The sequence below is a fragment of the Nitrospiria bacterium genome (assembly GCA_036397255.1).
Classification (GTDB): Bacteria; Nitrospirota; Nitrospiria; order DASWJH01; family DASWJH01; genus DASWJH01.
Window position 1 is genome coordinate 1 of record DASWJH010000076.1, and the last position, 26,638, is coordinate 26,638.

Sequence of the window (26,638 nt, forward strand, 5' to 3'; positions counted from 1 at the left end):
GGGGCCTGGATTTCCGCTTTCCCCTGCCTGCAAGTGCCCGCCGGACAGACGGGTAATGACGAAATTTACCCACTCACTTCCACGATGAGCCAGAAATTAAATCCTGGATTCCTGCCTGCCGGACAGGCGGGCCCGATAAAATCACACGGGAATGACGGCATTACAAAAAAAGATCAATTAGAAAAACGAAACAAACCAGAAAAACAAGTTGAACCAGACAAACAAGACAAACCAAATAGGCAAGAGGAGGGAAGGGGGGAATGTAGGAAGATAAAAAAACTCCGCTAACCCATTCATGGCTGTTAGCGGAGTTTTTTTAGAAGAAACAGGATATGGAAAAATACCGTTGGTTGCGGGGGATGGATTTGAACCACCGACCTTCGGGTTATGAGCCCGACGAGCTACCAGACTGCTCCACCCCGCGCTATGGATGCTAACACTGACCTATTTTTGGTGTCAAGCTTTTTCTGAAGGATTGCCTTTAAAAAGAATAACATATGTTCAATTTGCGTTTCCTATTTTGCAAGGGAACCTACCCCTACCCCGGAAATTAGATATTTCAAATCTTCATCATCAAAGGTAATCCCTAACCCCCCAAAAGGAGTGCTTAATTCCGGGTTCATCAGATTGTCCCACCCGCCTTGAATGAACACATATTTAAAAAAACTATAGCTCAAGGTTGTTTTCAATCTGGGATTGGGCATTTGGGGATCCTCGCTGTCTACATCCCAAAGATCGAGACTTACCCGTAATCGCTTATCAAAGAGTTGATAATCCGCACCCCCACCAAATGTATTTTCCATCAACCCTAACCTGAGGTCTACTCCATAAAACCTTTTACCGAAAAGAAGATTGAATTTAATTTTGTTGGATACTTCTAAATTGGTGATTGTGGTTGTCACACCACCTACAGTGGTCACGTTGGTGGTTTCCCTGAATCTTCCCCGGGGATCATCTGTAACTTCTAAAAGATAGAATTTATCCTCGCTGGGTTGAAGTTTAAGTGAGAAATATCCTTTGTTCTTTTTTTCTGAAAACTGGTATTCATGGCGGAATCCAATGACGGTTTTGAATCGTTCGAAACGTTGGACGGCATTTCCGAGTCCTTCCAATGTGGTGTTCAGGTTTTCGTAGGCCTTATCGTCGGAAAATAGTTTGCCAATGGTGCCTTCCCCCTCCTCAACTCGCTTGGTGATTTTTTTAAGGTTTTCTAAACTTTTTTCAAGATTGTCATATACCCCTTCTTCCGTAAGGAGTTTCCCGAGGGTTCCCTCTCCCTTCTCCAATCGCGCGACCACTTTGTTGAGACTTTCAACCAGTTTTGGGGTTTCTTCCTTAACAAAGGAGGAGAACTCCTCAAAATTATCCATTGTTTTTGAAAATGCCTCTTTGTTTTCTTTGAGTGTGAGGTTTAGGGTTTTGCTTAATTCCCGTATGTTGGCCACAATGTCCTTGAGTGACTCTTTACCCGGTTTGTTTCCGAGCACTTCCCGGAAGGTGGAGGTTACCATTTTGATATCCTCAGCAATAGCACTGAATTGTTCGATCAGTTTGTCTAAATCGGCTGCTTTTGCACTCTGCTCCATTTGATCCTGGTCTTGGAGGAATTCTGCTTCTTCCCCTGGGATAATCTCCAAATATTTCTCCCCTAACAGCCCCTCAGCCCGGAGAACCGCTTTTGCCCCGCGCCGGATTTGTATTTCGGGTTTTATTCTTATAAGGACTCGGGCCTTTCCATCGGAAAGATTGATTTGTTCTACCTTTCCGACTTCTACACCCGCAATCCTAACGGGGGATTTAATATCCAATCCTGCGGCGGAATCCAATAAGGCCTTGATTTCATACCCCTCGGGTTTTCCCCATTTAAAATTACCAATGGTGAAGGTCATGTAGGTGAGGAAGATGATGCCTAATATGACCGCTAGTCCAACTTTTGCTTCCGTGGTGAATTTTCCCACTCGGGCACTAACCCCCTAGAAAGGTTTTAGTTTGCTGTAATCGGTCCAATTGCGCTTCCGGTGACAAATTGATGAACAATTGGGTTTTTGCTCTCCCTTATTTCCTCTGGAGTTCCAGTTTCCTCGATCTTTCCCAAATAGAGCATGGCGATCCGATCTGCAATTTTATAGGCACTGACCATATCATGGGTAATGGCAATGGAGGTGATTTTCAGTTGCTCTTTGAGTTTAATAATGAGTTCATTGATGACATCGGCCATGATTGGGTCCAACCCGGTGGTGGGTTCGTCATATAGTAAAATTCGGGGTTCTGCCGCAATGGCCCGGGCAAGACCGACCCGTTTTTTCATTCCCCCCGAGAGTTCTGAAGGCATTAAGTTCTCAACGTCCTTTAAACCCACCATGGCGAGTTTCTCCTTGGCAATGGTTTTGATCTCGGTATCGTTCAGAGTCCCGTGCTGCTTGAGACTAAATCCTACGTTTTCCCAAACCATCAGGGAATCGAATAATGCGGCATATTGAAAAAGCATTCCAAATTTTCTTCGGAGGGTGTTAAGGCGTTTATCGTCCAACCGGGAGACATCTTCCCCTTCAACTATTATTTTTCCTTTGTCCGGGGTGAGGAGGCCGATGATGTGTTTTAAAAGTACACTTTTACCCGAACCACTTCCCCCGATGATGACCATGGTTTCCCCTTCGCGGATGTCCAGGTTGGCACCCTGAAGGACAGGTTTATGGTTAAAGGATTTATAAACCTCCTGAACTTGGATCATCTGCAACGGTGGTTTACCCCCTAAAAAAGAATGGCAGTCAGGAAATAGTCAGAGATTAATATCAGCATGGAGGAAATGACGACTGCGCCAGTGGTGGCTCGGCCCACCCCCTCAGCCCCTCCTTCGGTGTTAAACCCTTTGTAACAGCTAATGGTAGAAATAATCAGCCCAAACACCAGGGCCTTGAGGATCCCTCCATAGATATCCCCCAATTCCAGGAAGTCAGTGGTGCGCCGAAGGTAGATGGTGGGATTGACATCCAAGACCTGAACGGAGACAAAATACCCTCCCGTGATCCCGATAAGGTCTGAAAAAATCGTTAAAACGGGAAGCATGATTATGGCAGAAATAACTCTGGGAACAATTAGGTATTTGATTGGATTCACGGCCATGGTGGTAAGGGCATCTACCTGTTCGGTGACTTTCATGGTTCCTAATTCCGCGGCCATGGATGCCCCGGCCCGTCCGGCAACAATTAGGCCCGTTAAAACAGGTCCCAGTTCCCGTGTCATGGAGAGGGCCACCACAGTTCCCACCAAACTCTCGGCGTTAAACCGCCTAAATCCATTGTAACTTTGAAGGGCCAAGACCATTCCGGTGGAGATGGCCGTAATTAAAACCACCGGGATGGAATTTACCCCGATATTCTCCATCTGCTTGATGATCAAACGTAAATTTAAAGGAGGGATAAAGCTTAGGCGGAGGGAATCCCAAAAAAGTCTTGAGATTCGACCGATTTCTTCAAAGAAAAAAGAGGTTTGGGCTCCAAGGAGCTCAAGCCAGTGCATGATGTCCTTTACTCATTCCGGTTCCAGACCCCGAAAAGTTGGCTTGAATTGTTCTCTTGCAATGGATTATGATTTCTTCTAACCAATAGGGGTTTCCCAAGGTAAGATATATTTTAGGAAAACATTAGACACCATTTATGGATTGAATTCAATGAAAAGTTAAAATCCCAGAGGGAGTAAGTGATTGAAAAGGGGAGAGAAGTGGGGTTTAATACCCCGTTGACAAAGGGTTCGGGTTGGTGCTAAATTAAACTCAGTTTTCCCGTCGTGTTTCCCTCATCAGGTTGACAAAACGAATCAGTTCGAATATCCATAACTATATTAGAATTTTGGTCTTTTTTTTTAATCATTGGCTCCTTAATTTGAGATAGAACCCATAAGGCCTCAAGAGGATAGCGTATGTTCACCCAAATGAAAGTCCGAGGTTTGATGTTTGATCCCTACAACAATGCTTATATTGTCATTTTAAGGGATGAGGAAAATGTAGAGGTTTTGCCCATTTGGGTAGGAAAATCAGAGGCAAATGCCATTAGTTTGGCCCTTGAAGGTGTTTTTTCACCCCGCCCTATGACCCATGATCTCATCAAAAATATCCTAGATTCCTTGAATGCCAAGGTGATCAGTATTGTTGTGACGGATCTAAAGGAAAGCACCTATTTTGCCAAAATTCACCTCATGTTTAATGATTCAGAATTTTCAATAGATTCAAGGCCTAGTGACGCAATTGCGCTTGCTTTAAGGGCGGATGTCCCCATATTTGCCACGGAGGAGGTGATTAAGAAACACAGTTCCGAAGACCTTGACCGTTGGCTTGACAACCTCCGGCCTGAGGATTTTGGAAAATACGATGCTTAGGGTAGTATTTTAATTGATGAAAACACCATCCAAACCCTGAAGCCTGGAGATGCAAGTATATTTAAATGAAAATGTTTTTGTTGGGTTGGTTCTGTCCTCAGTGGAGGTCTATAAGAAGGAATGCTTTGGCCTTTTGCTGGGATACCGGACCCCTGAAAAATTTATTGTCGAACACGCCATTCCATACCAGAGCGTTCGGCGGGGCCATAATTGGACTGAACTAAGAAGCGATAAATGGAAAATTATTCAAGAAATTTTAAAAAACTTTCCCAAGCTGGATGTTATCGGAGACTTTCATTCCCATACGATGTATCGGGATATTAAGGCCCATGTTTCGTTAAGTAAAGATGATATTCACTATATGGAGGCTCATGAACTTCAAGTGGTTATAGCGGTGAATGAGAATAAAAGGACCCAAGAATGGTCTTATAATGCAGATAAAACCATTTCAGGGTCCATTGACCAATTTCATTTTAAAATCGCCGCCTATTATTTTCTCAATGGGGATAAGCAAGTCCAAAGACCTAGAATGGGAGAAATCGTCTGTCCCTTTGCCATTTGATTTCAGAGGGAGAGAGGGTTTGTGTTTGCCCATCCTTCCTGAGTGTTTTTGAATTTTTACGTTTTCTTTCAAATTGAAATAGCGGTAGACTTGTTTTGGATTAAATCGTGATACTTATTCAGAAAGAAATTTTTGAGAATGAGAGAGGAAATAATGGAAATTAAATTTAAGGTTTCAGGGGTCCTTTCTGACAAAGCTGAAGAGCAAATTGTTGTTTTAAAGGATGAGAAAAATCAGGAAACGTTTACCTTTTGGGTGGGGCCCGCGGAAGGAGATGCCATCCGCTTTGTGTTGGACCGTGTAAACCCTTCCCGTCCGATGAGTCATGACCTGCTTGGCAATTTATTAGATCAGTTTTCAATTAAGGTCTCAAAGGTGGTTATCCACGATATGAAGAATGCCACTTACTTTGCTCGTATTTACTTGACCAATAAAGTAGGAGGAGAATTAGTCATTGATTCGAGGCCCAGTGATGCCATTGCCCTTGCCTTGCGAACCCATTCACCCATTTTTGTTGATTCCGAAGTGCTAAAAAAAGGGAACCGTGACAGCATTGATGGATTGCTTGAGAAGTATAATGTGAATAAGCTTGAGGGTTAAAATATAAATTTTGAGAGGGTAAATCCCTATTGACAAGAGGGAAATAGCTTTACTATACTGAGTCTTACGTTTACAGGGGTGCCAACCGGCTGAGAGCCCTAAGAGACAAAGGGGCAACCCATCGAACCTGACCTGGATAATGCCAGCGGAGGGATGAATGAATAAAGGAGTCCCAAAAAAACCGCACCACCAGGAGGGTGCGGTTTTTTTTTGAAGAAAGATGCAATAGAAGGTTTTATCCCTTGGGGTCAACCCGAATGAGATATTCTCAAGCATAGACAAGAAAGGAGGCCCGCTATGAAAACCTTTCCAGATAAAAAGGTTGAAATTCATTTAACCAAAAAAGGCAATGGAGAAAACGGATTGCCAAAATCGGAATTAACCATTACCCCTTTTCCAGCGTCAAAAAAAGTCTATATTCAGGGCCAAAAACCCAATGTTCGAGTCCCCATGAGAGAAATCCAACTGACTCCAACCCGTTCCTCACAAGGAGGGGCTTTAGAAGAAAATCCTCCTGTTTTAACCTATGATACCTCGGGTCCATATACCGACCCTCAGGCCAACATCGATATTCGGAAAGGTTTAGAACCCATTCGGATGGAGTGGATCCAAGGGAAGGGTGATGTTGAGGTGCTTTCAGACATTTCGTCAGAATTTGGGCGCCAACGGGCAAAAGATCCCTCTTTGGATAGCATTCGTTTCCAAAAAATCCGTAAGCCCCTTCGCGCAAAAAAGGGGGGAAACGTAACCCAGATGCATTACGCCCGAAAGAGAATGATCACCCCGGAAATGGAGTTTGTTGCCATTCGGGAGAATCAAACCCGTGAGATGATCCGGGATGCCTACCGAAGTAATGGAAAAGGGGTTGCCCAACATCCTGGGAAATCTTGGGGGGCTCAAATTCCTTCGGTCATCACCCCAGAATTTGTTAGGGATGAGGTTGCTCGAGGCAGAGCCATTATTCCCGTAAATATCAATCATCCGGAAAGTGAGCCCATGATCATTGGGCGTAATTTTTTGGTGAAAATTAATGCCAATATAGGGAATTCTGCCGTGACCTCTTCCATTGAGGAAGAAGTGGAAAAGATGATTTGGGCTACCCGTTGGGGTTCGGATACGGTGATGGATTTATCCACCGGTAAAAATATCCATGAAACCCGGGAATGGATTTTACGCAATTCTCCTGTTCCGATTGGAACGGTACCCATCTACCAGGCCCTTGAAAAAGTGAATGGAGATGTAGAGGCGCTGTCTTGGGAGATTTTTAGGGACACACTGATTGAACAAGCAGAACAGGGAGTGGATTATTTTACCATCCACGCTGGGGTCTTGCTTCGATATATTCCCCTCACGGCCAAACGGCTAACAGGGATTGTGTCCAGGGGTGGATCCATTTTAGCTAAGTGGTGCCTGGTCCACCACCAGGAAAATTTTTTGTATACCCATTTTGATGAGATTTGTGAAATTATGAAGGCTTATGATGTTTCATTTAGCCTTGGTGACGGGCTCCGGCCTGGATCCATTGCAGATGCAAATGACGAGGCGCAGTTTGGAGAACTGGAAACCCTGGGTGAATTGACCCAGGTAGCTTGGAAGCATGAGGTTCAAACGATGATTGAAGGGCCCGGGCATGTTCCGATGCATCTGGTTCAAGTCAATATGGAAAAGCAGCTTAAGGAATGCCATGAGGCCCCTTTTTATACGTTGGGACCATTAACCACGGATATTGCTCCTGGCTATGACCACATTACATCGGGAATCGGCGCGGCCATGATTGGTTGGTTCGGGTGTGCCATGTTGTGTTATGTGACCCCAAAAGAACATTTGGGGTTGCCCACGCGAGAAGATGTACGAGAAGGGGCCATTACTTATAAAATTGCAGCTCATGCTGCGGATTTGGCAAAAGGCCATCCCGGCGCCCAAGCCCGGGATAATGCCCTTTCTAAAGCACGATTTGAATTCCGATGGGAGGACCAATTTAATCTTTCATTGGATCCTGAGCGGGCCAAGTCTTTCCACGATGAGACCCTTCCCGCGCAAGGTGCGAAGGTGGCCCATTTCTGTTCCATGTGCGGGCCCCATTTCTGTTCGATGAAGATCACTGAGGATGTTCGGGAATATGCTGAAAAAAAGAACCTAGATGATAAAGCGGCCATCCAAGAAGGGATGAAGGAAAAAGCCGAAGAGTTTAAAAAGGTCGGTCTGCAAATATATCAATAAACGATCGGGTAGCAACATGGCTGAAAAAAATAAAAGAAGAGAGATAGCGGGTTTGCGGGAAACTGATGTCACACGTCAAATCGCCAAAAGCTATTTTGAACAGTTCGACCGTTTGATCGAGAGTGATGTGATTGTTATTGGAGGGGGTCCCTCAGGGTTGATTTGTGCCCGGGATCTGGCCCTTTCCGGATTCCATGTGGTTCTGATTGAACAAATGGCTCACCTGGGCGGTGGCTTTTGGTCCGGAGGGTATCTAATGACCAAAGCAGCCATTGCCGCCCCCGCACAAGAAATCCTTTTAAAGTTAGGGGTGGATTGTCAGGAAAAGGCGAAAGACCTGTATATTGTAGAGGCACCCCATGCCTGTGCAAAATTAATCGGGGCGGCTTATGATGCCGGGGTTCGGGTGATGAACCTTACCAAGGTGGTTGATTTAGTGGTTCGGGGAAAAACCCCATCGGTTCAGGGGGCGGTGGTCAATTGGTGGCCGGTGGAAGCGGCTGGGCATGATACGGTTCATGTGGATCCGATTGCTTTAGAGACAAAGATAGTGGTTGATGCCACCGGTCATGATGCCGTTGCCCTTCAGTATTTATCAAAGCGTGGACTGTTTCAAGAGGTCCCTGGAAACGGAGCCATGTGGGTGGCGGAATCAGAAGAACAGGTGATGCAAAAAACCGGTGAAGTATTCCCCAATCTTTTTGTGATAGGCCTTGCGGTGGCTGCCGTTTATGGAACCCCCCGGATGGGTCCTGCATTCGGATCCATGCTTCTTTCCGGCCGAAAAGGTGCGGACCTGGTCAAAAAAAAGCTCCTTCAAAAGTAACTCCACTTATTTGGGACCATCCCAAAAAATAAAAATTTTATAGAAGTGATCGTTTAGAAATGATTGAACCGGTTAGGCCGTTTTGTCCCCTCTGTTTTTGTGAGCAGATCTTTCCCCTTTCCCCCATTGATTTAAAAATCTACTTTCGATGTGAGGTCTGTGGACTTACCTTTTTATCTCCAGAGTTTTATCTGACCCCGGAAGCACAGAGATCCCGTTATGAAACCCATCAAAACAGTCCTTTCGATTCTCGATACCGGGAGTTTCTCAGTCGAATGACTGATTTCTTGATTCCCAAGCTGTTACCCGGGTGGGTAGGGCTTGATTATGGTTGTGGGCCAGGGCCTACCCTTTCGGTTATGTTGGAAGAAAAGGGATTCCAAATGAAAATTTATGACCCCTATTTTTTCCCCCAGACCGATGTATTGACTGGGATCTATAATTTTATTACCTGCACGGAGACAGTGGAGCATTTCTTCCGGCCTGGAGATGAATTGGGCCGTTTGAACCAGCTTCTGCGAAAAGGGGGTTGGCTGGGAATAATGACCGAATTTTTAACCCCCGATCAACCTTTTCATTCATGGTGGTACCGCTTGGACCCCACCCACATTTGCTTTTGGAGTCGAGAAACAATGGTTTGGATTGCCCATCGGTTTGGATGGAACGTGGAATTTCCCAGAAAATCAGTTGCCTTGTTTCAAAAAGGGGTGTGAGCCTCCCGTTCCTGAAATTCAACTCTAAATTCCAAAAATTTGACATATTTTAAAATTCAACGCTATACTTTAACCCCGATTATAGAAATTCATCCGTTGTTCGACGGAATGGGTTTGATCCATTTTTCATTTTTTGAAGAAGATTTTTTTTTGAATCTATAGGAGGAATTTTTAAATGCCTGTCATTCGACCCTTCCCGGGTTTACGACCTAAACCAGAGTATACAAGCCAAGTGATTGCACCTCCCTATGATGTGGTGACCTCCAAAGAAGCCCGTTTTCTTGCTTCCAGTAAGCCGTGGAGTTTTCTTCATATTTCACGGCCGGAAATCGATCTTCCCCCAACAACGGATCCTTATTCTCCTGAGGTATATGCGAAAGCCAAAGAAAATTTTCAAAGGCAAATAGATCAGGGGATACTTCAAAAAGATGCAGGGGCCTATTATTACCTTTATCGGCTGATCATGGGATCCCATTCTCAAACCGGACTGGTTGCGGTTTCCTCGGTTGCAGCCTATGAAAAAAACTTGATTCGTAAACATGAATTTACCCGTCCCGATAAGGAAGATGACCGCGTTCGACAGATCGATAGCCTCAATGCACAGACAGGCCCGGTGTTTTTAACCTATAAACATTCCCATGCCATTGATGGTTTAATCGAGATGGAGACCCAGGGAATCCCCATGGTGGATGTTACGGGGGAGAATGGGGTTCGCCATCTCTTGTGGATCGTGAAGGATCGGTCTACCATTGAGAATTTGAATCGGGCTTTCGATCATGTGGCCTTTTTGTATATAGCCGATGGGCATCACCGTTCCGCAGCGGCGGGCCGGGTGGCCTCCCTGCGGCGAAAAAGAAATCCAAATCACACAGGTGAGGAGGCCTATAATTTTTTTCTTTCCGTTATTTTTCCGGACAATCAAATGAAGATTCTGGATTATAATCGGGTGGTGAAAGATTTATATGGTTTGACCCCAAATGTTTTTTTAAAAAAAATAAGAGAGGGTTTTTCTATTCAACCGGAAACCGTTCCGGTTAAACCCGCACAGTCCAAGGAATTTGGGATGTATCTTCCTGGGCAATGGTATCGCTTGGTGATTAAACCCGGAAAAATTAAAATGGGTGATCCTGTCAAACGGTTGGATGTGAGTGTGCTGGCCGACCATTTAATTTCTCCCATTTTAAGGGTATCGGATCCCCGAAGGGATAAACGGATTGATTTTGTGGGAGGAATTAGAGGCCTTCAAGAATTGCAGCGCCGTGTAGACAGCGGTGAAATGGCTGTGGCGTTTTCACTGTTTCCTACTACCCTGTCAGATCTCATGGCCGTGGCGGATGCGGGGGAGGTCATGCCTCCCAAATCAACTTGGTTTGAGCCTAAACTGGCGGATGGAATGGTTTCCCACCTTTTGGAATAATTAACTTTCTGGATGGGGGTCTTTCCATTCAGACAGCGGGGGTCATGATGCTAAAAACCGGTCTTATCTTAGCCTATGTTTTAGATGGGAAAGGGGGGGGGAGAAAAATTGGATGGGAGGAGATTAACCAGTGGAAATCCGCTGATGGGATTCTTTGGGTTCATTTGGATTATTCACAAGAGGATTCCCGACAATGGGGGACTCCGCACAGCGGGGTTTCCGAATTGGTGATGGAAACTTTGTTGGCAGAGGAGACAAGACCCAGAACAGTGGCTTTTCAAAATGGTCTTTTAATTTGCTTGAGAGGGGTTAATAATAACCCAGGGGCGGAGCCAGAAGATATGGTGTCTATCCGAATTTGGATTGATCCTATTCGGATTATTACTTCCCGAAAAAGGCGCTTACTTTCCATTCAGGATTTGTCAGAAAGCCTGGATCGAGGGGACGGACCCCGTACCCCGGGTGAGTTTCTGTTTTTCATATCCGACCGCTTGGTGGATCGAATGCACCAGGTGGTGGAAGAAATCGAGGAGAGGGTGGATCAATTGGAGGAAACGATTTTGATTTCTGAGAGTCACAAATTACGCTCCCAGCTTGCTGACATTCGGCGGGAAACCATACTGTTATGACGGTATTTGGCCCCCCAAAGGGAGGCCATGGCCCGTTTACAAATAGAACGTGTGGATTGGCTAACTGATTTAGACAAAATTCAATTAAGAGAAATTACGGATAAAGTAACCCGGTATGTTGAAGATTTGGATTCGATCAAGGACCGAGCTTCTGTCGCACATGAAGAATTGGCCAGCCGTCTCTCGGAGATTTTAAACAATAGGATGTATATTCTTTCGGTTGTGGGCGGTTTATTTCTACCTTTGGGTTTTTTAACCGGGCTGCTCGGAATCAATGTGGGAGGCATTCCATGGGCAGATAATCCCTTGGGTTTTAGCATTGTCTTACTGGGCGTATTCATCATTATTTTGGGTCAATTTTTGTTCTTTAAGATGAAAAACTGGTTTTAGTTTTTACCGGATTGATGGGAGAAAAAATGTAGCGAGATTTACCGGAGGGTGCCTAGGGTGCGAAATCAGGGTTTGATCCCTTCTAAGATTGAAAAATCTGTGGAAACAGTGACCTTTAGTATTTAGAAGTAATAAAGTTGATTCTCTTATCTTAAATCCGCCCCCTGCCCGATCAGCCTTGGGGGGAAATTTTCAATCTATTTCTTTTCAGGTGGGTTTATTGCCCAAAAGAAGTAATCACTCTGAGGAGGGTTGGGAAGGGGTTTCAATTATCCAATAAACCATTTGGGTTAAGTACACCCTTTTTCAAATCGTTTTTTGGCTTCCATGGAATCAATGGCTTTTCGGACGGCATTCCCTGCTTCTTTTAAGTTATTTACCCGCTGTAGGCTGTGAAGCAAAATGGCTCCGGTATATACCCAACTGTCCCGGGTGGGGCCCGCTTTTCCGTCCAATGCTTCTAACCCCTGTATGGCGCAGGCTTCACTCCAGTTCTCTGAACGGGTCGTCCTCTCATCTTCATTCTCAGAAACAGAACCTTGGTGTTGGGAAAAGGGAACAGATCGAATATTCGAATCAATCTCAACTTCCTTGGGATCCCATTTGAATTCCTGCGTCTCTTCTTCCTTGTTGTAAAATGTTCCCACTGCCGGAGAATTTAATGGTGGAACAATTCCTCCCTCCACTCCCCGGATCACCAGGGCGGAATCGTATCCTGCAAAGCGGGCCATTAGGGGTAAGAGGCGTTTGTAGTCCTGGTGGACGTATCCAATCACCAGGTGGTTGGTTTGTTGTGCCCGGATCGGGCCGCATAGCTTTTCTAAAGTAGATAGACAAGGACGCTTAACAATTAATCGGCGAAGTTCGACCAGACGGTGCAGGGGGGGACAAAACATTTTTTGATCGATATAAGCCCATCCAATTTGAGGGTCGGCAATGCGGGAGGCCGCTTGGCGCGATGTGAGATCAATTTTTGCCCCCGCCGCAGATAAAATTTGGTGATGGGTGATTCCAAATTTAGGTCCCATCTGATGACACCCGTGGGAGACGGTAGGAACTCCGCAAGCCGCAAGGATGGGCGGAAGGAACGGGGAAGCGGGCATATGGCGGTTAAAACCGTCATAGGGATCGGCTAGCTCAACCAGTTCCGGAATGGGTGCAGTGGAGGCCCGAGTGGCCTGCCGTAAAGCTTTTAAAATCCCTCGATTTTCCTCATCCGTTTCTCTCTTCATCCTCAAAGCGATGAGAAAAACCGCTGCTTGTACGTTAGAAACAAGCCCTTCCAATATTAACGTCATGCCATCTAGGGCTTCCTCCAGGGTCAAATCTTTGCTGAGTTCGGGCCCTGTGGCAATACGCTTGAGATAATCGGCGATCCGTTCTTCAGGAGAGGAGTTTTTTTGAATGGGCATCTTTGGTGGTTTCTCTCTAGGAATAAGAGAGATCATAACATAAAGATGAATCGGGGGGCAAAAAGGGAGAGGGGTCCTTGTGATTTTGATTCAATAGGCTATAATGAATAGGGTTGTTACGGGGTAAAAGGAGGAAGGCAATGGGTCTCAAATTTAAAAATTTTATCAATGGGAAATGGGTGCAGGCATCATCGGGTGAAGTTTTTGAAAGTGTTAACCCAGCCACGCGTGAAGTGGTGGGGGTTGTGCCTCGATCGGGTCCAGCCGATGTGGATCAAGCGGTTTCCGCCGCAAGAGAAGCTTTTCAAAAGTGGCATCTTTTTCCAGCTCCGAAAAGAGGAGAAATCCTCTATCGGGCAGGTGAGCTTTTGATCCGTCACAAAGAAGAGTTAGCGAAGCTCATGACCCGTGAAATGGGAAAAGTATTGATGGAGGCCATGGGGGATGTTCAGGAAGCCATTGATATGACCTATTTTATGGCGGGTGAGGGACGCCGGCTTTCCGGGGAAACGGTTCCTTCGGAGAATCACAACAAAGATGCAAAGTCCGTTCGGGTTTCAATTGGGGTTTTCGGGCTGATTACCCCCTGGAATTTTCCCATTGCCATCCCTTCTTGGAAAATATGTCCTGCCCTGGTATGCGGAAATACCGTGGTTTTTAAACCCTCCAGTGAAACCCCTGTTTGTGCCGCCCGATTTGTTGAAATCCTCAATGAAGCCGGTTTACCCAAGGGGGTTTTGAATTTGGTTCAGGGGACCGGACGGCAGGTTGGTGAAAATTTAGTAAAACATCCCAAAGTGGATGGGATCTCTTTTACGGGGTCTTCTAATACGGGGGAGAGCATAGAGGTGCTTTGTGCCAACCAGCATAAGCCCCTTTCAACCGAAACCGGGGGGAAGAATGTCATTATTGTGATGGATGATGCCGATCTGGACCTCGCTGTTGAAGGGGCCATATGGGGAGGGTTTGGAACCACCGGTCAGCGGTGCACGGCGGCCAGTCGTGTGGTGGTTCATGCCCCCGTTTATTCCAGGTTTTTAAAAAAATTTAAGGAAGCTGCCAAGGGTCTTAAATTGGGCGACGGGCTTCAAAAATCAACCCATGTGGGTCCGGTGGTCAATGAAGCCCAGTTTGAAAAGGTCCTTTCTTATATCGAGATAGGGAAAAAAGAAGGGGCTCAGGTGGTCTTAGGAGGAAAACCATTCAAGGCAAGAGGCGCTTTAGCCCGTGGGTTTTTTATTGAACCGACGATTTTCGGCGATGTCCATCCAAAAATGAGGATAGCCCAAGAAGAGATTTTCGGTCCAGTGGTTTCGGTGTTAAAAGCCCGAAATCTGGTAGATGGCATTAGAATTGCGAACCAGGTCGAATATGGTCTTTCATCCGCCATCTTTTCCCAGAATGTGAACCGGACAGCGGTAGCCGAAAGGGATTTGGATACCGGCTTAATTTATATTAACGCGTCGACCATTGGGGCCGAAATTCAACTTCCGTTTGGGGGAACAAAAAGAACGGGAATTGGGCCTCGAGAGGCCGGAGGACGTGGCGGGGCCCTTGATCATTTTACCAAATGGAAAGTCATTTATAGGGATTTTAGTGGAAAACTCCAACGGGCTCAGATTGATCCGGTAGGAGACGGATAATGTTTTTTATTTTTTAAAAAAAGAAAAAGAGGTGTTTAACGTGTTTTTTTCTTTTGGAGGATTTGACCCACCTCTTTCCAATCCGAAGCAGAGATCGGTCCGGTGGTTTTTATTTTGGAATCTCTTTCATTTTCTTCTCTCTTTCCGATATGAATGGAAGAGATTCCTTCATCAGAAAGTTTTTGCGCCTCTTCCCATGAATCCGTAACCAACACATCAAGCCTTTTCCAACCTTCCTGTTTCCATTTTTTTACCTTTTGAAGGACCCCTGTGGTTCCCCCCTTTACATGAATTAAAGGCGCATCCGGAAATGCAAAGGTCTCAAACCATTTTTTCTGTTGTTCAAAAACCAAAGGCACTCCTTGGGTGAAATATACAAAAGAAATCTTTTTTTCGAGTTCAGTTAGAACTTCGGCCGCGTGGGGTCTTGCCGGCGGTAAAAGGGTGTTCCCCAATCCGGGAATGGGGATCGGAGAAGTGGGTTGCTCCAACATGAGGGAGGATGTCAAAACCAAAACAATGGGGTCGGTAAGATTGAAAGCCTCTACCAAAAATTCCGCTGGAAGGGCCCGGTATCTGGAATCCACCAACTGTACCTGAATGGTATGGAGGCCCCGGGAAAGGGGTTTAATGGTTAAATTGGCTAATCCATTCCCGCCGGTCAATGTTAACCCTAGGGCTTCTCCATTTAACAAAAAGCGGATCCTTTCACCACTGACGGGCCTTGTAATAAAGGGGATTTTCTCTCCAAAGAGGTGTACCTGAATTCTGGTATTTTGGTTGGCGGGAATTATGGTATCGGAGACCTGGAACCGGGCGGTAGGGGCCCCAAGGGAAATTTCAACCCCTGGGGGGATAAAAACTATTGTAATTAAAAGTAAAATTTGTATTTGGACCCGACCGAGTAGATTTTTCTTTAAAAGAAACTGAATAAATGGATGAAAAGTTCGTCCAATTGGGCGAGACTCACAAAAAGGTATTTTTGAAAGGAGGCAACTCATGAAACCGATTTCTCTGTTAGCTGTATTAGGATTTCTTTTTCTTGTTGGTTTGCCGGCCACAGGCTCCGCTTATGATGAGGACCGACCGAGGGGCCAGGTTCACGGGTCCATTATTATTGGAAGTGAATCCCCATTCTACGCCTCTGGGCAGGTCTATGGGGTTTACCCTTTCTATGTTTTACCAGGCCTTGGTATTCAATTTCAATACGGAGATTATTCACGGCAACATCTTCACAGAGGACACCACGGGCGCCATCAACGTCCTCAGCTTCACAATGGAGGCCATCACCGCAGAGCCCATTGGCAGCAACACCCCGGGGGGCATGACCGCCATTTTGATAGGAAGGACCGTGGTCATACGAAAAAACACCAGCGGCGTTTCGGATCCCACTAGATTTTTCATTATAAATGAAACGGAAAAGGTTTCCAAGACAATTTCTTAAGAATCGTCAGGTAAGGAATTTTGGGGGGGAGATGGAAGGGGTTACCCTTCTATTTCCCTGATGGTTTCATCAAGGATCGTAAGGACGGAATGGCAATCTTGTTCTTTCACAATGAGAGAGGGGGAGAGTCTCAAGGTGTTGGATCCACATCCCAAAGTCAATAAACCCTTCTCAAAGCAAGTTTGGACCACTTGGTTTCTTTCTGCGACGGCGGGTTCTTTGGTTTGCCGATCTTTAACCAATTCAACCCCGATCATTAACCCTCTGCCTCGCACATCTCCGATGAGGGGATGATTTTCCATTAATTTCTTTAAATCCTCTAAAAGAATGCTTCCCACCCGTTCCGCATTTTGAACCAACTCTTCCTCAAGCAATTGGATGGTGGCTAGAGAAGCCTCACAGGAGATGGGATTTCCCCCGAAGGTGTTGGCGTGAGATCCGGAAACCCAATTACTAATTTTCGCTTTGGCGATCATGGCGCCTAAGGGGAGGCCCGAGGCAATGCCCTTTGCCAGGGTGATGATATCGGGAATCACTCCTTTTTCATAATCCGTGGCAAACATTCGCCCGGTCCGCCCCATTCCGGTCTGAATTTCATCGACGACTAACAAAATCCCGTAACGATGGGCTAATTCCTGAAGCCGTTTCAAATATCCCGGGGGGGGAACAATGTATCCCCCTTCGCCTTGGATGGGTTCCACAAAAATGGCGGCCACTTCCTCGGGGGGAACGGCTTTTGGAAAGAGTTCTTCCTCTATCCATTGGACACAATAGAAATTGCAACTGTCCGGCGTCAGTCCATAAACGCATCGATAACAGTAGGCGTAGGGAACTTGGGTCACCCCAGGCAAAAGGGGGGAGAACCCCTTTCGGTGTATTTGTTTGCTTCCCGAAATGGAAAGAGAGCCAAAGGTCCTCCCATGAAAACCTCCGATAAAGGATAAAAAAAGCGGACGTTGGGTATGATACCGGGCCAATTTCATAGCCGCTTCGTTGGCCTCCGTTCCTGAGTTTGTAAAAAAAACTCTTTTGTCCTGATTTCCTGGTGTAATTTCTTTGAGTTTTTCAGCCAGTTTAATTTGGGAGGGGTAATAAAAATCAGTGCCCGACATGTGTATTAATTGTTTAGCCTGTTGGATGATGGCTTCTACAATTTTTGGGTGACAATGTCCGGTGGCGTTAACTGCAATTCCTGCTGTGAAATCCAAATAGCGGTTTCCATCTATATCGGTCAACGTCATCCCCGTGGCTTCTTTTACCACCAATGGATAAGAGCGGGTATAAGAGGGGGAGACGCTTTTTTCATCTCGCTTTATCCAATGCCGGGCCTTTGGACCCGGTGGGGACTGCCCTGTTTTATTTTTTTTCCGTGGACTCATGGGACTCCTTCCTCAATAGGTTGGTAGAGTCTCTCATAACAATAAAAAAGTCCTGCTACTATTTTCCCTCCAGGAAGATTCTTTCCTGGCGTTGAATTTTTTTATAAACCACCCCAAAAATTTCCATAATGATTTTTAATGCGGCAAAACTGGTAATATCGCTGTTATCTAAAGGGGGGGAAACCTCCACCAGATCAGCCCCCACGATGGGCAGGGCGTCCAGTTGTCGAATGAGGCGAATGACATCCCGAGTGGATAAGCCCCCGGCCTCGGGAATCCCGGTCCCTGGGGCAAAGGCCGGGTCTAAAACATCGATATCAATAGATAGGTACAAATGGTCAACCCCATGGAGATGTTCCATTATTTCTTTGCCAATTTCGCGGCTTCCTCTTTCCAAGATTTCTTCGGTTGAAAAATATTTCAATTGATGCGTATCGATAAACCGTAATCCCTCGGGTTCAAAGCAGCGTGTTCCAACCAGGACCACATCTTTGGGATCCACTTTGGGTAGTTCGAGGGCTCTACGAAGAGGACAGGCATGGGAATAGCGGGATCCTTCAAAAACATCCGAAAGGTCGGTATGGGCATCAAAAAAGAGGATTCCGATCCGGCCTTGGGATAAACGGTCAAGGGTTTTAAAAATAGGAATGGAAATAGAGTGGTCTCCCCCAAGTGTCAAAACAAAGGATTGAGAAAATAAGTCTGAAAGGACTTTTTCAGCATTGGAAAAGGTGGTTTCCGGATCAAGTGAGACCGTTACGTTTCCTAAATCGTGAATGATTAGGCTTTTTAGGTTCTCACCTGTTTCCAGGGTAGGCGGAATATATTGAGAGATTTCCCGAATCCGATCGGGGCCCAGGGAGGCCCCTTTCCGATAGCAGACAGAATGGTCATATGGAATTCCAAGAATATGGATATGGGGGTTGCCTTTTTTTTCTTGGCGGTTAAGGCCTGCCCAAAATTTTTCCCTTTGATCCATGCAGCATTACCCTTGACGTTTTCCTGAACACAGTGTCTTTTTTTGAAGAACCCATTCCCTTCATTCCTGTTTTTATTGAGATGATTTTATTTTTTCCTTAATTTCGTCTATTTTTTGTTCCGCCGCCTTCCGTCCCCGGTCAATTAGCAAACGGCCTTTGTGTAAATCGATTAGCGAAATTCCTTTTGCGTCCACCTCAATGACCACATTTGCGAACTGTTTTTCCATTAAAGCATTTCTCCTTGCCATGAGTGCGACAAAATGAATGGCAATTTGAAGCATATTGTCCAAACGGGCGGTTTCCATTGCATTACAATTGACGTCCACCGCAACCACGAAAGGAGCCTTCAGAGTTTCCTTTACGGTGAGAACGGGTAATTGGCTGGTTGCTCCTCCATCCACCAGAAGGTGTCCATTGATTTCTGTTGGAGTAAAGATGACAGGAAGACTACAACTGGCTTGAACGGCCTTGGCGACCGATCCTTTGGTTAAAACCACTTTCTCACCATTTCTTAAATTGCTGGCTACCACGGCCAAGGGGATTTTGGATTGTTCAAAAACCATGTCGTTAATCATATTGCGAACAAACCGGTATATTTTTTCACTTGAAATTAACCCACGCCGTGGGATAGTGGCTTTGACCATATCCCTCCATTTCATGGTCGTGGCCATCTTTTTCATTTCCTGCAAATCCACTACGCCAGAGGCAAAAAGGGCGGCAATAATACTTCCGGCGCTGGTTCCTGCAATGGCTCCTACTCTAATCCCTTCTTGTTCCAGAACTTCCAGCACGCCGATTTGAGCCAGGCACCGAGCGGCTCCCCCGCCGAGGGCCAGACCCACAGAAAGATATGAGTTTTGGGTCCCTGTTTTTAACATTACACCTTCTCCCAAAATTGTCCAGGAGAAGCCTTTAATTTTGCGGTAGGACCCGATGGGGATTCAAGTCGCTTATGCAAAATTTTCTTACTGGGTTTGGGGTTCATTGATTTCAAACTGAATGGCGGTATGGCCAATTTTAAATTCCTGACAGAGGAGAAGATTGATTTTTTTTAGTAGATTCCTCGTCTCACTGAGATGAACATCCTGTGTGGCCACATGAGCGCTTAGAGCATACATACCCGAGGTAAGGGTCCACACATGAACGTCATGGACATCATAAACACCCTCTATTTCTTGCACGCTGTCAATTAACCCTTTAATGTTCAGTTCTTTTGGGGTGGCTTCTAAAAGAATGTGAACAGAATCATTCATTAGCCGAATGGACCAAACCAAAATGATCACACAGATCATAATACTCAATAGGGGGTCTACCTGAACCCACCCTTTGTAATATATAATGATGGCGCCTATCACCACGGCGACAGAAGAAAAGGTATCACCAATAATATGTAGAAAGGCCGATCGGACATTGAGACTTCCATTAAATGAACCACTTAGAATTACTGCGGTCAAAATATTAACCATCAGGCCCAAAAGAGCAATGAAAAACATGGGGAGGCTTTCGATGGTTTGGGGGTTGAGAAACCGATAGTAAGCATGATAGGAAATCCAGCCGGTGATTAGAAAAAGGGTTATCCCATTGAAAAGGGCCGCTAGAATTTCAAGACGATAAAAACCGAAGGTTTTTTGTTCCGTAGGAGGACGATTGGTATACACCAATGCCATCAGGCTCACTCCCAACGCCAAAAAGTGGGTCAACATATGGCCCGCATCACTCAAAAGGGCCAGACTGTTGGTCAGAAAACCTCCTACAAACTCAACGACCATGGTGACGCCGGTTAAGATACAGGCCAGGAGTAATCTCTTTTGTTCTCCCTGTCTGGAGGGATGAAGGTAGGTTAAGGGAAAGGTGTCATGTTCGTGGGGATGCCCTAAATCAGCATCGCAGTGGTGTTGATGGGGATGAAAGGTGTCCATTACCATATCATGGTGTTTAGGGATAAAGCCCCCTGGCGATGTGAGCCTTAGCAATTTTATCAATACCTTGCATCAAAGCTCCCATTCGTATACTCACTTTATTGGCCGTTGCACAGGCAAGAACCTGGTGAAAGGCTGTTGAAATTATTTCGTGGAGTTTTTTGTTAATCTCTTTTTCATTCCAGAAATAATTTTGCAAATCTTGTATCCATTCAAAATAAGAAACCGTGACGCCTCCGGCATTGGCCAGAATATCCGGAATAATAAAGACTCCTTTGTCCGTTAGAATATGATCCGCTTCTAAAGTGGTGGGGCCGTTTGCACCTTCTGCGAGAACCTTGCAGCGGATATTTTTTGCATTAAGGCCGGTGATTTGCTCGGAAAGGGCAGAGGGGATCAGAACAGTGCAATCTAAGGTTAGCAATTCTTCGTTTTTGATTCTCTCGGAATTAGGAAATCCTTCAAGCGTTTGGTGCAAGGCCTTGTATTGTATTACTTGTTCAATGTTCAAACCCTTAGGGTTATAAATTCCTCCTTTAGAATCACTCACCGAAATGACTTTTACTTCCCGTTTTTGAAGGAGCCGGGCGGCATTGGTCCCTACATTTCCAAAGCCCTGAATCACCGCAGTGGATTGAGCGGGAGAAATGTTGAGATGCTCTAAAGCTTCTAAAACCGTGTAAACAACGCCCCGTCCGGTGGCTTCTTCCCTTCCCTTAGATCCCCCAATGACAATGGGTTTCCCGGTCACTACGCCCGGAACAGCAAATCCCTTTTGCTGGCTGTAGGTATCCATCATCCAACCCATGATTTGTTCATTGGTTCCTACGTCGGGGGCAGGAATATCACGGTCCGGTCCTATCCATAAAACGATTTCAGAAGTATAACGCCGTGTTAAACGTTGAAGTTCGTTTTGGGATAATTCCTTTGGATTACAATTCACTCCCCCTTTTGCCCCTCCATAGGGAAGGCCCACAAGGGCACATTTCCAAGTCATCCACATGGCCAAGGCAGCGATTTCACCTAAGTTAACCTCCGGATGAAAACGGATTCCTCCCTTCGAAGGACCTAAGGAGCTGTCATGTTGAACTCGGTAACCCTGAAAAACATGAACGCCTCCGTGGTCCATTCTGACCGGGACACTGACCACTAAGGAGCGTTGGGGGGTTTTAAAACGTTCTCTGAGATTGGGGTCTAGTTTTAAGTGTTCAGCTGCCTCTTCAAATTGGGCAACAGCCATCCTATAGGTGGGTGTTTGGAATTCATTGAAAGGTTTTTGCATTTTTAGCTCGAAATTTGACTCTTTATAAAATTAGCCTTGGAAGGACTCAGCGTTTTTCCCGGAAAAACCTTGAAAAACCTAAGACCGTCATTCCCGCGCAAGCGGGAATCAAGAGGTTTTAAAAAAAACCTGAAAGGACTCGGGTAGAAAATTAATGGCGATTTACAGGTTTAGAAATAAAGAATTGTTTCAGTCATTTATGGCTTTTTTGGCAATCTTGAGTATACCATATAAAGGGCTAAAAACAAGGTTTGAGACCCTTCTAAAGGGGTGTACTTGGGTGCCCATGGGTTTCTTTTTTGGCAGGACTTCGGTTGACTGACTATGGAAGATAAAAGCCGGTATATTTTTTTTTCAACTTTCACCTACGAGTCCTGAAAAAAATATGACATCAGAATTGATTATTACGGAAAGAAACTAGCGGGTCCGCCACCAATTAGTGGAAAAATCTATAAATCTACTCTCTTACTGCCCTCCTGTAAATCCATGCTGACGCCATGCTTCATAGCTTATAATAGCAACCGCATTGGATAGATTTAAGGTGCGACTAGCAGGCTGCATCGGAATTCTTATGCAATTACTTGGATCTAGGCTCTGAAGCACAGGGGGTGGCAATCCCGAGGTTTCAGAACCAAAGAGCAACACATCACCGTGCTTATACTCTACTTGATTAAAGTGACGGTTTCCTTTTGTAGTACACGCAAGAATCCTACACCCAGGTATACTCTGTACAAATTGCTCGTAATCGGCATGCCTGACAACATTCGTTAAATCGTGGTAATCTAAGCCTGCCCGATGAAGCTGTTTATCCTCCAGATCAAAGCCTAGGGGCTCTATCAAGTGTAAACGGCAACCGATATTAGCGGTCAATCGAATTATATTTCCGGTATTAGGAGCAATACATGGCTCATGGAGAGCAATTTCGAACATCGACAAAGCTGAATCCTTTGGTGAATATTTGAGGGAATAATATATAGTACAGGATGCAATCTTTTATGAAATATTTTGAGGTTAGAAGTTTGAGGGACAAAAAGTCGATCACAAGCCCTGAAAAGCTTATTTACTGCGGGCTCACTAACTTCGTACTAAAATTTTCGCTTAATTCAGGCTCGCTTAAATCATTTATTATACGGTTTCTGGATAACACCATTATTGTACGGGTATCCAGAAAACCCAGCATTTTTAATTTACAATAGGAATCTATGCATTTTCGTATAGATTGTCAAATGAGAACCACAGGAAGAAAAAAAGCCCCAATTTGGATATCCAGATTGAGGCTCAATCTTACTAAATTATAAAACTTTAATTATAATTTAGAAACCTTTACCGCCTGTGGACCTTTCGGACCATCTGTGACCTCAAATTCGACTCCCTGTCCCTCATCGAGAGACTTGAAGCCATCACCCTGGATTTCTGAAAAGTGCACAAATACGTCATTACCACTCTCCTGGGAAATAAAACCATATCCCTTACTAGCGTTAAACCACTTGACATTACCTTTTGCCATCTAGTTGTTCACCTCCTTTCATCTCCTGTTGGACTGTGGAACTATTTAAGGCATAAAAAAACCGCAGGGCCTTGTTTCTCCAAAGCAACTGCGGCATGACTCTCACTCATTCCTTACAGATTTTCCCTAACAAAGCGGGAGAATTATGTCATCTTACCAAGTGGTCTGTCAAGGTATTTTCCAATAATTCATGGTCTGAAGCCTTTTACTTGGAGGTGGAATCCATTTCGTAATCATGTTACGAGGTGCGTATTTACATTTGAAATATGCACTTTTTTCACTTACCCGATAAATGCAGCTTTCAGGAAGGGAGAGTTGAAGACTCCACCTAGAAAAACCCAGGGAGGCAAAGCTCTAAATAAAAGATTATCGAGGGTGATCTACCCTGCAACCCAATCCCTTCAGTCTCGCCCCTGTGCTCCAAAAAAAAACCTTATGTCATAGGATTTAAAATCGGTGCTTCCCTAGGTTTCAGAACATCTTATTGGGATCTTGATAAATCATAAGATGTGCATACGGAGTATCTTCCCACATGATATAGGTACCCCCATTGTTTGGAAGCGTTGGAAGCTTAACTGTTTTTTTGTCAAAGGGCCAAAAAACCATCCAATGGGGTGGCTCCTCCACTGCTTTCGCTCCTGGTTCCTTCTTATTAAGAATCTTTCCATCTTTTTCAAAATGCCACCCTCCCTTAGCCATATAAGAAATTCCCGGGATCGAGTTGGTCGGTTTCGGAGCACCGCTGGACAAATCACTGACCCACTGCCAAGATGCCGGGTCGGCACAGATCGGGTCAGGCTCTGGCAGGCCAGAAAGGTCCGGTAGGCACGTAAATCCGTTGGTCCCCTTCTTGACTTCCATGAGTTTCCCATCTTCTCCGGAGACCATAATGGTTGCATCCTTTGAAATCTGGACAGGGGCAGCACTCAGGGCAAGCTTTATCAGTTCTTCCTTGGACATGCTCTTGATGCGGTTTTCGTTCTTCGTTCCTGCGAATGACAAAAGAGCAATACTTAAGGCTGATACTGCGAAACAAAGGGAAATTGTATACCGTTTCATGACCATCCTCCTATTTGAAAGTAATCTCTAAGTTTTTAGTTTGAAAAACCCGAATAGAACCGATAAACAGGGTTCGAGTTTAATTTTTCTAAAAAAAACTCCCAATGAGAAGCGGTTAAAATATCTCCATTGCTACAATTTTGTCAAGAAGTCTGCGGTGACACCGTTTTTACTGATATCTCCTATTGGTGACATTTCTGGTTTGATAAACCCTGTTATCCAATAGGGCCCCGAAAATACTAAGTGTAGATCCCAGAAAGAGTCAATCCATTGGATGAAAAGATTAGGTTTATGTTTGTTAAAAGGTAATCGGTTACCAGAAAATATGTTTTATTGAAAGGCTAGACTCAGAAATCTCGCCTTCAGGAAGTACCCCACTTTTTCCCAATATTGTTGGGTAGTGAAAGCCTTTTTTCTATACCCCTATGAGTTTTGTGGAGGTTTTTGGGCTTTAGAAATAAATTTTAGAAATTATTTTAAACTGATTGTTCAAAATGAATATGGTCTACCGAGAGGCCCAAATCGGTTAGTATGGTTCTCACCTCTTTTACCATTTTGGGTAGGCCGCAAATATAGGCTTCTTTGTCTTCTGGAAGCTTGATACACTCCATTAGTTTTTCCTGAACATACCCTACCTCTCCTTGCCAATTTTTGGGCTTGCTCACCACTGGGATGAAATGAAAATTGGGATGATGTTTTTGAAGTTCTTCAAACTCATGATGATAGAGGATTTCATTTTCATGCCTGACACCAAAAAATAGCCATACCTCCTTTTTAAAGCTTTTTTGAAAAAGAGAGAAAATCATACTTCGAATCGGGGCAATTCCTGTTCCGGTTGCAGCAAAAAGGAGGTCAGATGATCCAGGGTTTTTTAATGTAAAACGGCCATACGGCCCTTCTAATTTTATTGTTTCCCCTCCCGAAATCTCATGAAAAAATTCTGAAACCCTTCCCCCATGGGTCCGTTTCATGCAGAACTCCACATAACCGGTATTGACAGGAGAGGATGCGATCGAAAGGGGTACCCGAATTTCCCCATCTCCATTGGGAATGTAAAGATTCATAAACTGCCCTGCCTGAAAGGTAAAGTTTTTTTCTTCTGAAATTTTAAGGAAAAAATTTCTTACGGAGGGGGTCAATTCTGAAATATGATCAAAAGTGGCTTTCAAGATTTTGGCCATGGATACTTTAACTCGCGGAAAGGGGGCTCAGAAAAAACACTATACAATAGTCTTGTTTGCCCAGGCAACCCTTCCCCATTCCCCTAAAAATATGCTAGCATGATGGAAAATTTCGTTAGAAAATCATGTTGACCACATTTCCAATTCATATCAATCTCCAGAATCGGCAATGCCTGATTATTGGAGGAGGGGCAATCGCGGTTCGCCGGGCCCGCCAGCTCCTAACCGCAGGAGCAAGAATCTCTTTAGTCCATCCACGGAGGCCCGCGGCCTTGAAGGTTCCCATTCAAAATGGGTTAATCCGGTTTTATCCCCGCTCTTTTAGATCGGGGGATACCCGGGGAATGATTTTGGTGATGAATACCTTCAATTCAAAACCCAAATTTTCCCGAGCCCTTTTCAATTTGGCATTGAGGAGGGGTTTTTTACTGAATTCCCATGACCAACCCCAATTCTCAACCTTTATCATGCCTGCTCTTATACAAAGAGGGAGCCTTCAAATTGGGATTTCATCCAGCGGCATGAGTCCGTCACTTTCGAAGCGCTTAAAGGAGGATTTGGAAAAGATGTTTGATCATGAGTTTGACCAATTTTTCCAATGGGTTGCTAGCAGTAGATTGAAGATTATTAAGAACCATTCTTTTAAGAGAAACCGGTATCCCGGTATTCAGGAGCTTATTCAGGGTTTTAAAGTATCAGGGAAAATTCAGTATCCCAAAGGGTGGGAAAAAAAGGTCCTGCCCAATTTATTGAAGGGGCCCAATCATTGAGGGGAGGTGTTTTGTGGTACTTTTAGAGTTTAGTATGTCCCCGTTAACAAAGGGGGAAAGTGTCAGTTCCTATGTTTCTCGGTCGTTGGAAATCATAGATCAAAGCGGTTTGGATTACCGGTTAAATCCCATGGGTACAGTCATTGAAGGGGAATGGGAGGAGGTGTTTGCGGTGGTTCAAGCGTGTTTTGAACGGATGAGTCAAGACTGTGACCGGATTTCTACCGTGATCAAGGTGGATTATCGTAAAGGAGCGAAGGGGCGTCTCATTTCCAAAATGGAGAGTGTTGAAAAAACGCTGGGAAAAAACTTAAAAAAATAAAGCGTAAAA

General features: G+C 45.0%; 26 protein-coding genes, 1 tRNA gene, 1 pseudogene and 1 riboswitch. Of the genes and pseudogenes, 13 read left to right on the forward strand and 15 right to left on the reverse strand.

Features of this window, described 5'->3' with window-relative positions:
* On the forward strand, positions 1 to 288 hold a 288-nt coding region (locus VGB26_09665), incomplete at its 5' end, for a hypothetical protein (GenBank protein ID HEX9758054.1).
* 59 nt (positions 289 to 347) lie between these two features.
* Here the strand turns inward: VGB26_09665 and VGB26_09670 are convergent.
* The 4 genes from VGB26_09670 to VGB26_09685 form a co-directional block, all read right to left on the reverse strand.
* Positions 348 to 424: transfer RNA gene (locus tag VGB26_09670), tRNA-Met, on the reverse strand.
* A gap of 91 nt (positions 425 to 515) precedes the next feature.
* Positions 516 to 1,958 (reverse strand): MlaD family protein, encoded by a 1,443-nt coding sequence (locus tag VGB26_09675; GenBank protein HEX9758055.1) that lies wholly within the window; start codon positions 1,956 to 1,958, stop codon positions 516 to 518.
* A gap of 26 nt (positions 1,959 to 1,984) precedes the next feature.
* Positions 1,985 to 2,731, reverse strand: a complete 747-nt coding sequence (locus VGB26_09680) for an ABC transporter ATP-binding protein (GenBank protein ID HEX9758056.1) — start codon at positions 2,729 to 2,731, stop codon at positions 1,985 to 1,987.
* Between the two features lie 20 nt (positions 2,732 to 2,751).
* On the reverse strand, positions 2,752 to 3,519 hold the full coding sequence (locus tag VGB26_09685) for an ABC transporter permease (protein HEX9758057.1): 768 nt from the start codon (positions 3,517 to 3,519) through the stop codon (positions 2,752 to 2,754).
* Positions 3,520 to 3,918: 399 nt separating this feature from the next.
* Here VGB26_09685 and VGB26_09690 point away from each other — a divergent pair, with 399 nt between their 5' ends.
* From VGB26_09690 to VGB26_09725, 8 genes and pseudogenes are all read left to right on the forward strand, one after another.
* Entirely contained in the window at positions 3,919 to 4,374 is a 456-nt protein-coding gene (locus VGB26_09690) for a bifunctional nuclease family protein (protein ID HEX9758058.1), read from the forward strand.
* 49 nt (positions 4,375 to 4,423) lie between these two features.
* Positions 4,424 to 4,936 carry a hypothetical protein gene (locus VGB26_09695; GenBank protein ID HEX9758059.1) on the forward strand — a complete coding sequence of 171 codons (513 nt, stop codon included), beginning with the start codon at positions 4,424 to 4,426 and terminating at the stop codon, positions 4,934 to 4,936.
* Positions 4,937 to 5,089: 153 nt separating this feature from the next.
* A complete protein-coding gene (locus VGB26_09700) occupies positions 5,090 to 5,536 on the forward strand; it encodes a bifunctional nuclease family protein (protein ID HEX9758060.1) in 447 nt (148 codons plus the stop codon).
* Between the two features lie 64 nt (positions 5,537 to 5,600).
* Positions 5,601 to 5,707, forward strand: a riboswitch (TPP riboswitch).
* 126 nt (positions 5,708 to 5,833) lie between these two features.
* Positions 5,834 to 7,756: a phosphomethylpyrimidine synthase ThiC gene (thiC, locus tag VGB26_09705; GenBank protein ID HEX9758061.1), complete on the forward strand. Its 1,923-nt coding sequence runs from the start codon at positions 5,834 to 5,836 to the stop codon at positions 7,754 to 7,756.
* A 16-nt stretch (positions 7,757 to 7,772) separates the two neighbouring features.
* A complete protein-coding gene (locus VGB26_09710; protein HEX9758062.1) occupies positions 7,773 to 8,582 on the forward strand; it encodes a sulfide-dependent adenosine diphosphate thiazole synthase in 810 nt (269 codons plus the stop codon).
* Positions 8,583 to 8,641: 59 nt separating this feature from the next.
* Positions 8,642 to 9,295 (forward strand): class I SAM-dependent methyltransferase, encoded by a 654-nt coding sequence (locus VGB26_09715; protein HEX9758063.1) that lies wholly within the window; start codon positions 8,642 to 8,644, stop codon positions 9,293 to 9,295.
* A gap of 175 nt (positions 9,296 to 9,470) precedes the next feature.
* Positions 9,471 to 10,712 carry a DUF1015 family protein gene (locus VGB26_09720; protein HEX9758064.1) on the forward strand — a complete coding sequence of 414 codons (1,242 nt, stop codon included), beginning with the start codon at positions 9,471 to 9,473 and terminating at the stop codon, positions 10,710 to 10,712.
* Positions 10,713 to 10,759: 47 nt separating this feature from the next.
* Positions 10,760 to 11,731: pseudogene (locus VGB26_09725) on the forward strand (zinc transporter ZntB).
* Between the two features lie 290 nt (positions 11,732 to 12,021).
* Here VGB26_09725 and VGB26_09730 read toward each other — a convergent pair.
* Positions 12,022 to 13,143: an anthranilate phosphoribosyltransferase gene (locus VGB26_09730; GenBank protein ID HEX9758065.1), complete on the reverse strand. Its 1,122-nt coding sequence runs from the start codon at positions 13,141 to 13,143 to the stop codon at positions 12,022 to 12,024.
* A 140-nt stretch (positions 13,144 to 13,283) separates the two neighbouring features.
* Here VGB26_09730 and VGB26_09735 point away from each other — a divergent pair, with 140 nt between their 5' ends.
* The gene (locus tag VGB26_09735) at positions 13,284 to 14,786 is read left to right on the forward strand and encodes an aldehyde dehydrogenase family protein (GenBank protein HEX9758066.1); all 1,503 of its coding nucleotides are present in this window, start codon (positions 13,284 to 13,286) and stop codon (positions 14,784 to 14,786) included.
* A 35-nt stretch (positions 14,787 to 14,821) separates the two neighbouring features.
* Here VGB26_09735 and VGB26_09740 read toward each other — a convergent pair whose 3' ends face one another.
* Complete coding sequence (locus VGB26_09740; GenBank protein HEX9758067.1) at positions 14,822 to 15,787, reverse strand: Ig-like domain-containing protein; 966 nt, start codon at positions 15,785 to 15,787, stop codon at positions 14,822 to 14,824.
* On the opposite strand from VGB26_09740, the gene VGB26_09745 reads away from it, so the two are divergent.
* Positions 15,786 to 16,181, forward strand: coding sequence for a hypothetical protein (locus VGB26_09745; GenBank protein HEX9758068.1), 396 nt, complete (start codon positions 15,786 to 15,788; stop codon positions 16,179 to 16,181). The two genes, VGB26_09740 and VGB26_09745, sit on opposite strands and share 2 nt — an antisense overlap.
* A 90-nt stretch (positions 16,182 to 16,271) precedes the next feature.
* Here the strand turns inward: VGB26_09745 and VGB26_09750 are convergent, their stop codons facing one another.
* The 9 genes from VGB26_09750 to VGB26_09790 all read right to left on the reverse strand — a co-directional run bounded on the left by VGB26_09750 (position 16,272) and on the right by VGB26_09790 (position 25,537).
* Complete coding sequence (locus VGB26_09750) at positions 16,272 to 17,609, reverse strand: acetyl ornithine aminotransferase family protein (protein HEX9758069.1); 1,338 nt, start codon at positions 17,607 to 17,609, stop codon at positions 16,272 to 16,274.
* A gap of 58 nt (positions 17,610 to 17,667) precedes the next feature.
* Positions 17,668 to 18,588 carry an agmatinase gene (speB, locus tag VGB26_09755; protein HEX9758070.1) on the reverse strand — a complete coding sequence of 307 codons (921 nt, stop codon included), beginning with the start codon at positions 18,586 to 18,588 and terminating at the stop codon, positions 17,668 to 17,670.
* Positions 18,589 to 18,660: 72 nt separating this feature from the next.
* Positions 18,661 to 19,467, reverse strand: coding sequence for a patatin-like phospholipase family protein (locus VGB26_09760; protein ID HEX9758071.1), 807 nt, complete (start codon positions 19,465 to 19,467; stop codon positions 18,661 to 18,663).
* 87 nt (positions 19,468 to 19,554) lie between these two features.
* Positions 19,555 to 20,508, reverse strand: a complete 954-nt coding sequence (locus tag VGB26_09765; protein ID HEX9758072.1) for a cation diffusion facilitator family transporter — start codon at positions 20,506 to 20,508, stop codon at positions 19,555 to 19,557.
* A 16-nt stretch (positions 20,509 to 20,524) separates the two neighbouring features.
* Positions 20,525 to 21,790 carry a Glu/Leu/Phe/Val dehydrogenase gene (locus tag VGB26_09770; GenBank protein HEX9758073.1) on the reverse strand — a complete coding sequence of 422 codons (1,266 nt, stop codon included), beginning with the start codon at positions 21,788 to 21,790 and terminating at the stop codon, positions 20,525 to 20,527.
* Positions 21,791 to 22,255: 465 nt separating this feature from the next.
* Positions 22,256 to 22,720, reverse strand: a complete 465-nt coding sequence (locus tag VGB26_09775; GenBank protein ID HEX9758074.1) for a tRNA (cytidine(34)-2'-O)-methyltransferase — start codon at positions 22,718 to 22,720, stop codon at positions 22,256 to 22,258.
* Positions 22,721 to 23,096: 376 nt separating this feature from the next.
* Positions 23,097 to 23,297: a cold-shock protein gene (locus VGB26_09780; GenBank protein ID HEX9758075.1), complete on the reverse strand. Its 201-nt coding sequence runs from the start codon at positions 23,295 to 23,297 to the stop codon at positions 23,097 to 23,099.
* Between the two features lie 471 nt (positions 23,298 to 23,768).
* On the reverse strand, positions 23,769 to 24,356 hold the full coding sequence (locus VGB26_09785; protein HEX9758076.1) for a hypothetical protein: 588 nt from the start codon (positions 24,354 to 24,356) through the stop codon (positions 23,769 to 23,771).
* A 476-nt stretch (positions 24,357 to 24,832) separates the two neighbouring features.
* Positions 24,833 to 25,537: an FAD-binding oxidoreductase gene (locus VGB26_09790; protein ID HEX9758077.1), complete on the reverse strand. Its 705-nt coding sequence runs from the start codon at positions 25,535 to 25,537 to the stop codon at positions 24,833 to 24,835.
* Between the two features lie 125 nt (positions 25,538 to 25,662).
* Here VGB26_09790 and VGB26_09795 point away from each other — a divergent pair, with 125 nt between their 5' ends.
* Positions 25,663 to 26,307 carry an NAD(P)-dependent oxidoreductase gene (locus VGB26_09795; protein HEX9758078.1) on the forward strand — a complete coding sequence of 215 codons (645 nt, stop codon included), beginning with the start codon at positions 25,663 to 25,665 and terminating at the stop codon, positions 26,305 to 26,307.
* Between the two features lie 13 nt (positions 26,308 to 26,320).
* On the forward strand, positions 26,321 to 26,629 hold the full coding sequence (locus VGB26_09800) for an MTH1187 family thiamine-binding protein (GenBank protein ID HEX9758079.1): 309 nt from the start codon (positions 26,321 to 26,323) through the stop codon (positions 26,627 to 26,629).
* Positions 26,630 to 26,638: the final 9 nt, after the last annotated feature.